The following is a 13474-nucleotide window of genomic DNA, read 5'->3' on the forward strand; positions in this document are numbered from 1 at the left end:
AAGTCTAGAGAACGCCACGGACTCTCCTAGGCTGGAGAGGTGACGAGGATCATCGCCGGCGACGCGAGAGGGCTCCGCCTCGACGTTCCGGGCTCCGGAACCCGCCCGACGAGCGACCGCGTCCGCGAGTCGCTGTTCGGAGCCCTGGAATCCGCGGATGCCATCGACGGCGCCCGCGTGCTGGATCTGTACGCCGGATCCGGGGCCCTCGGCCTCGAATCTCTCAGCCGGGGCGCTGCGAGCGTGGATCTCGTCGAGCGCGCCCGTCCTGCTGCGGCGATCGTGCGACGCAACGCCGCAGCCGTCGCGAAGGCTCTCTCCGGCGCGGCTGTCCGCGTGCACGAGAGCGCCGTGCTGCCGTTCCTCCGGCGCGCGACGGGCACATGGGACCTCGTCTTCACCGACCCGCCGTACGACCTCGACGACGCTGCGATGACCGCGGATCTCACCGCGCTCGCGCCGCTGCTGTCGGAAGACGCGGTCGTCGTGATCGAACGCGGCCGCAGGTCGACCCCGCCCGACGTGTGCGCCGCCGGGCTCGAGGTCTTCCGCGAGAAGGCCTACGGCGACACGGCCGTGTGGTGGGCTCAGCCCGTCGCGGCATCCCAGTCGCGATAGGGATCCCAGCCGGCGACGTCCACCGGCTCGCCGTCGCAGAGGACGCCGGTCTGTCCCGCCCGCCGCACGGTGCCGACGATCCGGAACCCCGGAGGCAGGACGTCCGGCGGGAATGTCGCCAGCAGCGCGTGGTCCTCACCGCCGGCCAGCGCGCGCTCCGGTTCCGCCCCGAGCGCCGAGCGCGCGAGATCGATCGTGACACCGGATGCCGCCGCCATGCGTCCGGCATCCAGGGCGAGGCCGTCCGAGACGTCCATCATGGCCGTCGCGCCGGCGAGGGCTGCGACCGGGCCGAGGCCGATCGGCGGTGCGGGGCGCAGCTGGGCGGCCACAGCCGACGCCTCGCCCTCGGCGAGCCGTGCGGCATCCACCGGCGTCGGCGTCTCGCCGTCGCGGAATCGGCCGAACAGCACGGCGAGGCCGTGCGCTGCGAGTCCGAGCTCCCCCGCGATCGCGACCGCATCACCGGGCCGGGCACCCGAGCGGGTCACGGCGCGGCGGCCCTCCAGATCGCCGAGCGCCGTGACGGCGATCGTGAGCACGTCGGACACCGTCAGATCGCCACCGACGACCGAGCAGCCGGGCGCGAGCGCCTCGCAGGCCGCGCGGAAGCCGTCGGCGAGCTGCTCGACGAACGACAGCCGCATGTCACGCGGCACGGCCAGCGCCACGAGGAGCCCGGTCGGCCGCGCACCCATCGCCGCGATGTCGGAGAGGTTGACCGCCGCCGACTTCCACCCCAGGTCGTAGCCGCTCGACCATGCCAGCCGGAAGTCGGGTCCGTGCACGAGGGTGTCGGTCGTCGCGACGACCGAGCCGGAAGGAGCGGCGAGCACGGCGGCATCGTCGCCGGGGCCGAGGATCGTGTGCGAGGCAGGGGCCGTTCGGGCCAGGATGGCGCGCAGAACGGTGCCTTCCGAGACGTCGCCGAGGCGCGGGTCGTCGTCGGGGGAACGAGAGGGCATGCTGTCAAAGGTAGCCTGGAATCATGTCCCGCCGCCTTGCCGCAGCCGCCGTCCTGCTTCTCGGAGCGGGGCTTCTGGCCGGATGCTCCTCGACTGTTCATCTCGAGCCGGCCGAGGATGCGAACAACCCGCTCTGCGCCGATGTCACGGTCGGGCTGAACAACGCCGGAAGCATCGCGAATCTGGATCGGCGGTGGACCGACGCGCAGGCGACAGCGGCGTGGGGTGCCGAGGGCGGCGACTCCGCGATCATCCTGCGCTGCGGCGTGACCGTCCCCGGCCCCACGGCCGATCTGCAGTGCGTGACCCTCGAGGGCGTCGACTGGCTGGTCGATGCGTCCGAGACCCCGTTCGTGCGCCTGACGACCTACGGACGCGACCCCGCCGTGCAGCTGTTCATCGACACGGGGGCCGTGAGCTCGAACGATGTCATCAGCAGTCGCGGTCTCGTCGGAGCGATCACGAGCATTCCGGCCGACGGCCGGTGCACGACCCCCGACGAGCTCGACGGCGACGTCCAGGACCTGCTGGATCAGAAGCCGTCGAGCTAGCGCGGTCTCAGCGGCGCAGGCCCGCCTCGATGAGCTCGCTGATGAGGTCGCCATAGCTGAGCCCTGAGGCCACCCAGCACTTGGGGAACATCGAGATCGGCGTGAACCCCGGCATCGTGTTCAGCTCGTTGACGACGAGGTCGCCGGTATCGGCAAGGAACATGTCGACTCGGGCGAGCCCGCGTCCGTCGACAGCCTCGAACGCCCGGATCCCGACATCCTGGATGGCCGCGATCTGCGAGTCCGACAGCTCGGCAGGGCAGACCACGTCGACGCCGTCGCCGCCGAGGTACTTGCCCTCGAAGTCGTAGAAGCCGCGCTCCGTGAGCACGATCTCGCCGGGCAGCGACGCTCGCACGCCGTCCGCGGACTCCAGGATCGCGACCTCGATCTCACGGCCGCTGATCCCCGTCTCCACGAGCACCTTCTCGTCCTCGGCGAACGCGATCTCCAGTGCCGCGTCCAGCTCGTCGAGCGCGTCGACCTTGGAGACGCCGACGCTGGACCCTGCGCGGGCGGGCTTGACGAACACCGGGAGCCCGAGCGCCTCGATCTGCGCGCGCAGCGGGGCGGCATCCCGTGTCCAGGCGGCCCTGCGGATCGTCACCCACGGCGAGACGGCGATGCCGGCCGACTCGAGGACGACCTTCATGAAGTGCTTGTCCATGCACACGGCCGAATCCAGGACACCGCCGCCGGCGTACGGAACCTCCAGCGTGTCGAAGTACCCCTGGATCGTGCCGTCCTCGCCGTGGGTGCCGTGCAGGATCGGCAGGACGACGTCGATCGGGCCGAGGTCGGCGAGTGCGCCGTCGGCCTGCACGACGCGCAGCGTCCTGGTGCCGCCGGGCTCGGGCCAGAGCACGCGCGAGCCGTTGTCGACGACCTCGGGCAGGTGCGCCGCGTCCAGGGCGAACTTCGCCGGGTCGTCGGCCTCGAGCACGAACGCACCCTCCCGCGTGATCCCGACCGGGATCACGTCGTAGCGATCGCGATCAATCGCCTGAAGGACTCCGCCCGCCGTTGCGGAACTGATGGAATGCTCGCTGGAACGCCCGCCGAAGAGCACCACCACCGTCTGCTTGTCCATGATTTCGTCTCTCCTCCTGGGGAGTGTCGTCGTCGGTCGTGAGGTGAGGCGCGATGTCGTGGGGATTCATCCTGCCGTCGAGCACCATCTTCACCTGCTCCACGATGGGCATGTGAACATCGGATTCGCCGGCCAGCTGCAGGATCGGCGCCACGGAGGCCAGACCCTCAGCGGTCTGGTTCATCTGCTTCACGACGTCCTGATAGCTGTACCCCTGCCCGAGCAGGCGGCCGGCGGTGTTATTGCGGCTCAGCGGCGACTGGCAGGTGGCGATCAGGTCACCGAGACCCGCGAGTCCCTGCAGCGTCTCCGGCTGCGCGCCGTTCGCGACGGCGAAATCGGTCATCTCGACCAGACCGCGCGTGATGATCGAGGCCTTGGTGTTCTCGCCGTAGCCGACGCCGTCGACGATGCCGATCGCAACGGCGATGAGGTTCTTGAGGACGCCGCCGAATTCGGTGCCGATGACATCGGTGTTCACGAAGGTGCGGAAGTACGGGTTGCGCGCCGCGCGTGCGATCGTCTCGGCCGTCTCCTGGCTGAGCGAGGCGATCACCGCCGCGGTCGGCTGCTCGCGCGCGATCTCGAGGGCGAGGTTCGGCCCGGACGCCACGGCGATGCGCGCCGGGTCGCAGGCGAGCTCCTGCTCGATGACCTGACTCATGCGCAGACCGCTCGCGCGCTCGACACCCTTCATGAGGCTGACGATCGGGACGTCGCTGTTCTCGATGAGCGGGCGCAGGCCCTTGAGGTTCTCGCGCAGGGACTGGCTCGGCACCGACAGGTAGACCTGGTCCGCGCCCTCGATCGCCGTCGACAGCTCGTGCGTGGCCGTCATCGTACGCGGGAGGTTGATGCCGGGGAGGTACTTCGAATTGCGCTTGCCCTCGGCGATCTCGAGCGCCTGTTCCGGCCTGCGCGCCCACATCGTCACCTGCGCACCACCGTCGGCGAGGATCTTCCCGAAGGTCGTCCCCCAGCTTCCCGCGCCGATGACCGCGACCCGGGGGCCGTGGGAGGCGGAATTCTTACGAGTCAAGGCGACCGGTCTCCTTCTGCCCGTGGTCGGCGGGGTTCCAGCGCTGAGCGGGTGCCTTCTCGTGACGGACCTGCTCCAGCAGTGCCGTGATCGCCGCCATCAGCCGCTCGGTGGCCTCGGTGATCGCCGCCGGTTCGTTCTGGCGGCCCTTCAGATCGCTGAGGTCGACCGGATCGCCGATGATGATGTCGATCGGCTTGCGCGGCGGCCAGAGGCTCAGGCCCTTCTGATACCGTCCCATGATCTTCTGCGTTCCCCACTGCGCCATGGGGATCAGGGGGATGTCGCCGGCCATGGCCAGGCGCACGGCGCCGGACTTGCCCCGCATCGGCCACAGGTCGGGATCGCGGGTCAGCGTCCCCTCCGGATAGACGATGACGCCGCGGCCCGCATCGACCAGCTGGCGGGACTGCTCGATCGTCTGCGCGGAAGCCGCGCGCGACGACGACCGCGCCACCGGGATCATACCGGTCGCGCGCAGTGCCGCACCGACCACGGGAACCCGGAACAGGCTCTCCTTCGCCATGAAGCGCGGGGCGCGGCCGAGCCGCCACACCGCCGCCGCGACGATGAGCGGGTCGAACTCGGAGTAGTGGTTGGGGGCGAGGACGAACGAACCGTTCATCGGCAGCTTCTCGCGACCGATGAAGCGCAGCTTCGCCAGGTACGACACGAAAGGAACGATGAGGACAGCGAGCGCCCAGAACAGGCTCGGCCGAGACTTCTCCGGCGATGCGGGGGGCATGCGGATCAGCCGATGACGTCGAAGTCGGCGCCGAGGGCGTCGAGCTTGGCGAGGAACTTCTCGTAGCCGCGGCTGAGGATGTCGACCCCCGAGACCTTCGACTCGCCCGTCGCCGTGAGGGCGGCGATGACGTGGCTGTATCCACCGCGCAGGTCGGGGACGACGATGTCGGCCCCGTGCAGCGGCGTCGGTCCCGTGATGACCGCGGCCTGCTCGAGCTCGCGGCGCGGGACGCGGCGCGGACCGTCCTGCAGACCGTGAGGATGCACGACGATGTCCGCACCCATCTTGACGAGCGCCTGCGTGAACCCCATCCGGTTCTCGTACACGGTCTCGTGCACGACTGAGCGGCCCTGCGCCTGGGTCAGCGCGACGACGAGGGGCTGCTGCCAGTCGGTCATGAAGCCGGGGTGCACGTCCGTCTCGACGACGACCGGCCGGATCTCGCCCTCACGACGGAACAGGATGCCGTCCTCGCGGATGTCGAACCATCCGCCCGCCTTGCGGAAGACGTTGAGGAATGTGAGCATCTCCTGTTGCTTCGCACCGCCGACGAAGATCTCGCCGTCGGTGGCGAGTGCAGCCGAGGCCCACGAAGCAGCCTCGTTGCGATCGAAGATCGAGCGGTGGTCGTAACCGCGGAGCTTCTCGACGCCCTCGATGAGGATGACGCGGTTGGGCTCGTAGGAGATGATCGCGCCCATCTTCTGCAGCACGGCGATGAGATCCATGATCTCCGGCTCGATCGCGGCGTTGCGCAGCTCGGTGGTGCCCTCGGCGCGCACGGCCGTCAGCAGCACTTGCTCGGTGGCCCCGACGCTCGGGTACGGCAAGTGGATCTTCGCCCCGTGCAGGCGTCCTCCACGCGTGGACAGCCGGATGCCGCTGGGCAGCTTTTCGACGACGGCGCCGAACTTGCGCAGCGCGTCGAGGTGGAAGTCGATCGGGCGGTCGCCGATGCGGCAGCCGCCGAGGTCGGGGATGAACGCCTGACCGAGGCGGTGCAGAAGAGGACCGCAGAAGAGGATCGGGATGCGGGATGCACCGGCGTGCGCGTCGATCTCCTCCATGTGCGCCGACTCGACGTCGCTGGGGTCGAGGTGCAGCGTGCCCTCTTCGTCGCCCTCGGTGACGCGGACGCCGTGCACCTCGAGCAGGGAACGCACGACGGCGACGTCGCTGAGGTCGGGCACATCGCGCAGGACGCTGGGCTCTTCTCCGAGGAGGGCGGCGACCATCGCCTTGGTCGCGAGGTTCTTCGCGCCCTTCACATCAACACGTCCGCGCAGCGGACGCCCGCCGCGGATCGCCAGCACATCTCCGGTCAAAGCAATCGCCCCATCCTGGAGGTCAGCGCGCACACTTGTGGTCATTCGATGAGCCTCACTTCGTCTTCACGGTCGCGGCGGTGGCCGCCAGGGCGGAAGTGCCCCAGGCTCACGGTGCTCGGTGTCAGCGGATTCCTGGTCAGCGGACGGGGAGCGTGCGTGGCCGCCACGACTCGCGGCGGGCCTCGAACTGCGCGATCTTCTCTTCGTTGCGCAGCGTGAGCCCGATGTCATCGAGCCCTTCGAGGAGCCGCCATCTAGTGTAATCGTCGACACCGATGGGGGCCTGGAAATCCGCGATCGTGGCGGTGCGCGCCTCGAGATCGACCGTGATGGTCGTGCCGGGGTTCGCGTCGATCGCCGCCCAGATCTTCTCGAGGTCGTCCTCGGAGATCGTGGCCGCGAGCAGGCCCTGCTTGCCGGAGTTCCCGCGGAAGATATCCGCGAAGCGGGGGCTCAGCACGACCGCGAAACCGAAGTCGCGCAGCGCCCAGACGGCGTGCTCCCGACTGGATCCGGTGCCGAAGTCGGGCCCGGCCACGAGCACCGATGCCCCCTGGAACGCTTCCTGGTTGAGGACGAACTCGGGATCCTGACGCCAGGCGTGGAACAGCGCGTCGTCGAAGCCCGTCTTGGTGACGCGCTTGAGGAAGACCGCGGGGATGATCTGATCGGTGTCGACGTTCGAGCGCTTGAGGGGCGCTGCGATGCCGGTGTGCGTGGTGAACTTCTCCATGATCAGGCTCCCACCAGTTCCTCGGCTGCGACCAGGTCGCTCGGGCTCGACAGCGTGCCGCGCACCGCGGTGGCAGCGGCGACCAGCGGCGACACGAGATGGGTACGACCGCCCTTGCCCTGACGGCCCTCGAAGTTGCGGTTCGAGGTGGAGGCGCAGCGCTCCCCCGGCGCGAGCTGGTCGGGGTTCATGCCCAGGCACATCGAGCAGCCGGCGAAGCGCCACTCGGCGCCGAAGTCCTTGACGACCTGATCGATGCCCTCGGCCTCCGCCTCCAGCCGCACACGGGCAGAACCCGGGACGACCATGACGCGCACGCCATCGGCCTTCTTCCGCCCCTGGATGATCGAGGCGAAAGCCCGGAGGTCCTCGATGCGGCTGTTCGTGCAGGAGCCCATGAAGACGGCATCCACCGGCACGTCCTTGAGCGGCGTGCCCGGGGCGAGGTCCATGTACTCCAGCGCGCGCTCCGCGGCGGCGCGCTCGTTCGGGTCGTCGATCTCGGCGGGGTCGGGGACAGCGGCCGACAGCGAGCTGCCCTGACCCGGGTTCGTGCCCCAGGTGACGAACGGCTCGAGCTCGTTGGCGTCGATGAAGACCTCGGCGTCGAAGACGGCGCCCTCGTCGGTCGGAAGCGTGCGCCAGTAGGCGACGGCATCCTCCCAGTCCTGGCCCTGCGGTGCGTGCGGCTTGCCCTGCACGTATGCGAACGTCGTCTCGTCGGGAGCCACCATTCCGGCGCGGGCACCGGCCTCGATCGACATGTTGCAGATCGTCATGCGCCCCTCCATGGAGAGAGCGCGGATCGCGCTGCCGCGGAACTCGAGCACGTACCCCTGCCCGCCGCCGGTGCCGATCTTCGCGATGACGGCGAGGATGATGTCCTTGGCTGTGACGCCGGGGCGCAGTTCGCCCTCGACGGTGATCGCCATCGTCTTGAAGGGCTTCAGCGGCAGGGTCTGCGTCGCCATGACGTGCTCAACCTCGCTCGTGCCGATGCCGAAGGCCATGGCTCCGAAGGCGCCGTGGGTCGAGGTGTGCGAATCGCCGCAGACCACGGTGATGCCCGGCATGGTGAGGCCGAGCTGCGGGCCGACGACGTGGACGATGCCCTGCTCGGCGTCACCGAGCGAGTGCAGCCGGACGCCGAACTCCTGGGCGTTCCGGCGCAGAGTGTCGATCTGGGTGCGGCTCGTGAGATCGGCGATCGGCTTGTCGATCTCGAGGGTCGGCGTGTTGTGATCCTCGGTCGCGATCGTCAGGTCGAGACGGCGGAGCGGGCGCCCCTCCGCACGCAGCCCGTCGAACGCCTGCGGGCTGGTGACCTCGTGCACGAGGTGCAGGTCGATGTAGATCAGGTCCGGCTCGCCGTTCTCGCCCTTGACGACGAGGTGGTCGTCCCAGACCTTCTCGGCCAGGGTGCGCGGACGGCTCGGGGAAACAGCGGGAGCAGCTTCGGTCATGTCGGTATCTCCAGTATTCGGCGGTTCGGCCACGCTGGACGCCGCGACGAGGAGGGCCTAGATCAAGGTCTCGTCGCGGCCGCTAAGGAGAAGAACCACCTGCCGCATGTCGGTCAGTTTACACGCCGGCGACGGGTGGTCCGTCCGCTCACTGGTTGAGAGCAGCGCGCTTCTCACGCGACGAGGAGACCAGGCTTGCGATCGTCGCAACCGCCATCGATGCGAAGATCACCCCGAGAGACACCCAGTTGTTGATGTCCGGCGCCCATGCGATCGGGTGTCCGCCGTTGATGAACGGCAGCTCGTTCTCATGCATGGCGTGCAGGATCAGCTTGACGCCGATGAAGCCGAGGATGAAGGCCACGCCGTAGTGCAGGTACTTCAGCTTCTCGAGCAGATCCCCCAGCAGGAAGTACAGCTGCCGCAGGCCCATCAGCGCGAAGAGGTTCGCCGTGAAGACGATGAACGGATCCTGGGTGACGCCGAAGATCGCGGGGATCGAATCGACGGCGAACATGAGGTCCGTGACGCCGAGCGCGACGAACACGATGAGCATCGGCGTCCAGATCTTCTTGCCGTTCACCACGGTGCGGATCTTCGAGCCGTCGTACTCGTCGCTGATGTCGATGCCGCGGCGCAGCATCCGGACGATGAAGCCCTCGGTCTGCTCATCGTCCTCATGCTTCTCGGGCATCGCCTGCCTGATCGCGGTGAAGACGAGGAACGCGCCGAACAGATAGAAGATCGGGCTCAGATGCTCAACGGCGGCGCCGACGATCAGGATGAAGATCGCGCGCAGGACGAGCGCGATGATGATGCCCACCATCAGCGCCTCCTGCTGGTACCTGCGCGGCACCGAGAACTGCGCCATGATCAGCACGAACACGAAGAGGTTGTCGATCGAGAGGCTGTACTCCATCGCCCATCCGGTGAGGAAGTCCAGCGACGTCTTCGCGTCGCCGACGAAGAACAGCACTCCGGCGAAGATCAGCGCCAGCGTCACGTAGAAGACCACCCAGAGCGTGGACTCCTTGGTCGACGGGATGTGCGGCCGCTTCAGGATCAGAAGCAGGTCGGCCACGAGGACGACAGTCAGGACCACGAGAGACGTGATCTCGAACCAGACGGGGATGTTCACGGGCGCGGGGCACCTTTCGAGAGGGTCGATGACGGTCCGAAAGTCTCTCCCCCGCACGATATGCGGCCCGCGTCCGGAGCAACACCATCGTTGCTCGTGATGACGAACACGGAGATCCGGGATACTCCCTCTCGCTCCGTAGATGCTAGCGGAGGAATCATGCTCTTCTGCGCGCAGCGGACGCCGAGCGTCGTCGTGTATGCTCGTGCTGGCAAGGGGAGTACTCCGACACGGTCGGCTCGTCATTACGGATGCAGGTCGCATCCCGGGTCACCGGTTCCCGATCGGGAATGGAGAAGACCTTGGCAGTGATTCCGTCACGCCTGGTTTGGAGCTTCTATTGAACATCACCCCCCTCGTCTGGGGCATCACGATCCTCGTCACGATCGCCTTCTTCGTCTACGAGTTCTTCGCTCACGTGCGCAAGCCGCATGAGCCCACGATCGCGGAGTCGGCCCGCTGGTCGGTCTTCTACATCAGCCTCGCGCTGCTGTTCGGTGTCGGCATCGGCATGGTCTCGGGCTGGACGTACGGCGGCGAGTACTTCGCGGGGTATCTCACCGAGAAGGCGCTGTCGATCGACAACCTCTTCGTCTTCCTGATCGTGATGACCGGTTTCGCGGTGCCGAAGATGTACCAGCAGAAGGTGCTGATGATCGGCATCGTGATCGCCCTCATCATGCGCGGTGCCTTCATCGCGCTCGGCGCGGCCCTGATCGAGAGCGGGGCCTGGGTGTTCTACCTCTTCGGGGCCCTGCTGCTGGTTCTCGCGTATCGTCAGGCGTTCAGTCATGGTGAGAGCGACCCGACCGACAACAGGTTCGTACGACTGGTCAAGCGCATTCTGCCGGTGACCGATGAGTACCACGACGACAGGCTCACGGTGAAGAAGGACGGCAAGCGCTGGGTCACCCCCATGCTGCTGACCATCGTCGCGATCGGGTTCATCGACCTCGTCTTCGCGTTCGACTCGATACCCGCCATCTACGGCCTGACCGAGGAGGCGTACATCGTCTTCACGGCCAATGCGTTCGCGCTCATGGGGCTGCGCCAGCTCTACTTCCTCATCGGTGGCCTTCTCGAGCGCCTGGTCTACCTGGCTCAAGGACTCGCAGTCATCCTCGCCTTCATCGGCGTCAAGCTGGTGTTCCACGCGATGCACGTCAACGAGGTCCCCTTCATCAACGGCGGCCAGCCGATGCTCTGGGCACCCGAGATCCCCATCTGGTTCTCGCTGCTGTTCATCGGGCTGACGATCGCCGTCGCCACCGCCGCCAGCCTGCTGAAGACCCGCGCGGACGCTCGTCGCTCCGTGGACGCCGTCCGCTGACGGACGGGCTGCTCGGGAACATCGCTCTGCGCGGGTGCCCCTTCCGCCGCGAGGTTTTCTGAGACGATGAGGCATCGCGCGACACTCTCCTGTGAGAGACACCGAAGGGAACCGGATGTCGGAGCGTTCTGAGGATCAGGATCTCGCGGCACGAGCCGCGGCGGGCGACGAGAGCGCCTTCCGCACGCTGTACCGCGAGCACGTGCGTCCGGTGTATTGGATCGCGCACGGCATCCTGCGCTCCCCCGCGGATGCGGAGGACGTGACCCAGGAGACGTTCGTCACAGCGTGGCGGAAGCTGCCCGGCCTGGAGCTCAGCGGCGAGTCGTTGCTGCCGTGGCTGGCGACGATCTGCCGTTTCCAGGCCGCCAATCGGGTGCGCCGGCGCCGGCACGAGCAGGCGCACACGGCAGACGCTCCCGACGAGAGCATCGCCGACACCGTGGATGTGGAGGATCAGGTGATCACCGCCGCACTTGCAGAGCGCATCGCCGACGAGATCGGCACGCTCAGCGAGATCGATCGGGAGATCTTCCGCCTGTGCGCCTCGGAGGGCTACGCCTATCAGGCCGCGGCGGATGAGCTCGGTGTCACGGCAGGCGCTGTTCGGAACCGTCTCTCACGGGTGCGCTCCCAGCTTCGGGGCGCCGTCGAGGAAGTGAGAGACGCATGAACGATCGGATTCCCGCAGATGCCGCGGCCGAGCTGCCCGAGCTGCCCAGGGCGAGCATCGACAGGATCGAGAAGGCCGTGCTGTCCGAGATCGCCGCCGACCGGTCGCCGGCGGTCCCCGCTGCCGCCGTGCCGGCGAGGCGTCGCACACGACGCCGCGGATGGCTGACCGCTGTCGGCATCGCCGCGGCCTTCGTCGTCGGCGTCATGATCACCCCGCCCCTTCTGAACGTCACGAACACCACGGCGGGGGGTTCCGGCGATGTCACGTCGTTCGTCTCCGACGGCTCGGCCGGAGGGGCGGCCGACACATCGGCGGGCGACAGCGCCGGCATGGCGGTGCCGGAGGGCGCCTCGATGGATGCCGCCTCCAGCGCCGAGGAGAGCGGGCGGGAGATCATCGCCAGCGCCCAGGCGACGGTACGTGTGAAGGACATAGAGGCTGCAGCGGATGAGATCGCAGACCTCGCGGACGAACACGGCGGCTACGTCGAGGCCACGAACCTCTCGGCTTCCGGCCTGTCGGCGGATGGGAGCACGTCGGATGATGTGATCATGCCTGCACCGGAGGGCGAGTACGGGTGGGTCAGCATCCGGGTGCCCGCCGAGGATCTCACCGAGGTGATCGCCTCCCTGGCCGACGCGGGCACGGTGCTGTCGTCATCCATGGCGAAGCAGGACGTCACCTCGACGGCCATCGATCTGCGCGCTCGTGTCAAGGCGACTCAGGCGTCGGTCGACCGCCTGACGGAGCTCATGTCGCAGTCCGGTTCGGTCTCCGAGCTCATCGATGCCGAAGTGGCGCTCACCGATCGCCAGGCGGAGCTGGAGTCGTACACGCAGCAGCTCGCCGCACTCGAGGATCAGGTGGCCATGTCGTCGCTGCAGGTGCAGCTGACGAGGACCGCCACGGTCGAGCCCGCTCAGCCGGCCGGGTTCGGCGACGGACTGCTCGCCGGCTGGAACGGGCTGATCGTCTCGCTGAACGCGCTGGTGATCGCGGTCGGTTTCCTGCTCCCGTGGCTCGCCGTCGCCGGCGTCGTCGCCCTCGTGGTCTGGTGGATCATCCGCCGACGCAATCGGCGATCGAACCCCAAGGTTCCTTGATCTTCCGCGGTATACAAGGACTCTTGTGAGAACCCTGCCGTCCGCCTAGCACGCTGTCCCGTGCCCTCGAGCAGCAGGTCGGCAGCATCAGCCACCATCTGCGCCCTCGTCATCGCCCTGTCCGGGCTGAACCTCGCCGTGGGGCCCGCAACCGGGATCGGCATCGCACTGCGCGCGCACGGCGAGGGCTGGCGCGCACAGGCCGTCGGCGTCTTCGAGGGGCTGATCGGGCTCGGATCCGCACTCGGCGCCGTGAGCGTTTCCAGGTGGATACCCCGACGCGAGGCGCTGGGCGGCTTCTGGGCCCTCGTCGTGCGGGGAGCCGGGATCATCCTCATCGGCGTCGGTCCGCTGTGGCTGCCCGGGGTGGGAAGCCTCCTCATCAGCCTGACCGCCGGTTTCGCCTCGGTGCTGCTCAGCGCGACCTTCGTCGCGACGATCGACACCGCGTACCTGGGACGGATGACCGCGATCACACGCCTCGGAGATGACGTGCTCATGCCGCTGGCGATGGCCGCGTTCGGCGCACTGGCAGCGGCGACCGCTACCTGGATCGCCTACCTCGTGTTCGGCCTGGGGATGATGGTCGTCCCGCTGAGCAATCCGCGGTTCCGCACGATGGCGCTGCGGACCGAGTGACGGGCCACTCCGGATACGCGAAAACCCCCGGCTGAACCGGGGGTTTTCTGTGT

At 68.1% G+C, this 13474-nt stretch carries 14 protein-coding genes; 6 read left to right on the forward strand and 8 right to left on the reverse strand.

What is annotated here, in order from left to right; genetic code table 11:
- Positions 1 to 39: 39 nt before the first annotated feature.
- Positions 40 to 618, forward strand: a complete 579-nt coding sequence (rsmD, locus tag KEC56_RS06135; protein ID WP_227530253.1) for a 16S rRNA (guanine(966)-N(2))-methyltransferase RsmD — start codon at positions 40 to 42, stop codon at positions 616 to 618.
- Here the strand turns inward: rsmD and thiL are convergent.
- The gene (gene thiL / locus KEC56_RS06140) at positions 588 to 1583 is read right to left on the reverse strand and encodes a thiamine-phosphate kinase (RefSeq protein WP_227530254.1); all 996 of its coding nucleotides are present in this window, start codon (positions 1581 to 1583) and stop codon (positions 588 to 590) included. The genes rsmD and thiL overlap by 31 nt on opposite strands.
- Before the next feature lie 23 nt (positions 1584 to 1606).
- Here thiL and KEC56_RS06145 point away from each other — a divergent pair, with 23 nt between their 5' ends.
- Positions 1607 to 2134, forward strand: a complete 528-nt coding sequence (locus KEC56_RS06145) for a DUF3515 family protein (RefSeq protein ID WP_227530255.1) — start codon at positions 1607 to 1609, stop codon at positions 2132 to 2134.
- Positions 2135 to 2141: 7 nt separating this feature from the next.
- On the opposite strand, the gene KEC56_RS06150 is transcribed toward KEC56_RS06145, so the two are convergent.
- The 7 genes from KEC56_RS06150 to KEC56_RS06180 all read right to left on the reverse strand — a co-directional run bounded on the left by KEC56_RS06150 (position 2142) and on the right by KEC56_RS06180 (position 9673).
- A complete protein-coding gene (locus tag KEC56_RS06150; RefSeq protein ID WP_227530256.1) occupies positions 2142 to 3224 on the reverse strand; it encodes a D-alanine--D-alanine ligase family protein in 1083 nt (360 codons plus the stop codon).
- Positions 3130 to 4263: an NAD(P)H-dependent glycerol-3-phosphate dehydrogenase gene (locus KEC56_RS06155; protein WP_175986512.1), complete on the reverse strand. Its 1134-nt coding sequence runs from the start codon at positions 4261 to 4263 to the stop codon at positions 3130 to 3132. Before KEC56_RS06155 ends, KEC56_RS06150 begins: the two co-directional genes overlap by 95 nt.
- Entirely contained in the window at positions 4253 to 5008 is a 756-nt protein-coding gene (locus KEC56_RS06160) for a lysophospholipid acyltransferase family protein (RefSeq protein ID WP_227530257.1), read from the reverse strand. The genes KEC56_RS06155 and KEC56_RS06160 overlap by 11 nt, the downstream gene beginning before the upstream one ends.
- A 5-nt stretch (positions 5009 to 5013) precedes the next feature.
- Positions 5014 to 6381, reverse strand: coding sequence for a UDP-N-acetylglucosamine 1-carboxyvinyltransferase (gene murA, locus KEC56_RS06165; protein ID WP_175986517.1), 1368 nt, complete (start codon positions 6379 to 6381; stop codon positions 5014 to 5016).
- Positions 6382 to 6475: 94 nt separating this feature from the next.
- Positions 6476 to 7072 (reverse strand): 3-isopropylmalate dehydratase small subunit, encoded by a 597-nt coding sequence (gene leuD / locus KEC56_RS06170; protein ID WP_227530258.1) that lies wholly within the window; start codon positions 7070 to 7072, stop codon positions 6476 to 6478.
- 2 nt (positions 7073 to 7074) lie between these two features.
- Entirely contained in the window at positions 7075 to 8535 is a 1461-nt protein-coding gene (gene leuC / locus KEC56_RS06175; RefSeq protein WP_227530259.1) for a 3-isopropylmalate dehydratase large subunit, read from the reverse strand.
- 148 nt (positions 8536 to 8683) lie between these two features.
- Positions 8684 to 9673 carry a TerC/Alx family metal homeostasis membrane protein gene (locus tag KEC56_RS06180; RefSeq protein ID WP_227530260.1) on the reverse strand — a complete coding sequence of 330 codons (990 nt, stop codon included), beginning with the start codon at positions 9671 to 9673 and terminating at the stop codon, positions 8684 to 8686.
- Between the two features lie 340 nt (positions 9674 to 10013).
- Here KEC56_RS06180 and KEC56_RS06185 point away from each other — a divergent pair, with 340 nt between their 5' ends.
- The 4 genes from KEC56_RS06185 to KEC56_RS06200 all read left to right on the forward strand — a co-directional run bounded on the left by KEC56_RS06185 (position 10014) and on the right by KEC56_RS06200 (position 13421).
- On the forward strand, positions 10014 to 11003 hold the full coding sequence (locus tag KEC56_RS06185) for a TerC family protein (protein ID WP_227530261.1): 990 nt from the start codon (positions 10014 to 10016) through the stop codon (positions 11001 to 11003).
- 115 nt (positions 11004 to 11118) lie between these two features.
- Positions 11119 to 11676, forward strand: coding sequence for an RNA polymerase sigma factor (locus tag KEC56_RS06190; protein WP_227530262.1), 558 nt, complete (start codon positions 11119 to 11121; stop codon positions 11674 to 11676).
- On the forward strand, positions 11673 to 12782 hold the full coding sequence (locus KEC56_RS06195) for a DUF4349 domain-containing protein (protein WP_227530263.1): 1110 nt from the start codon (positions 11673 to 11675) through the stop codon (positions 12780 to 12782). The genes KEC56_RS06190 and KEC56_RS06195 overlap by 4 nt, the downstream gene beginning before the upstream one ends.
- Before the next feature lie 60 nt (positions 12783 to 12842).
- Positions 12843 to 13421: an MFS transporter gene (locus tag KEC56_RS06200; RefSeq protein WP_227530264.1), complete on the forward strand. Its 579-nt coding sequence runs from the start codon at positions 12843 to 12845 to the stop codon at positions 13419 to 13421.
- The last annotated feature ends 53 nt before the right edge of the window (positions 13422 to 13474 follow it).

This window comes from Microbacterium tenebrionis, from assembly GCF_020682665.1.
Taxonomy (GTDB): domain Bacteria; phylum Actinomycetota; class Actinomycetes; order Actinomycetales; family Microbacteriaceae; genus Microbacterium; species Microbacterium tenebrionis.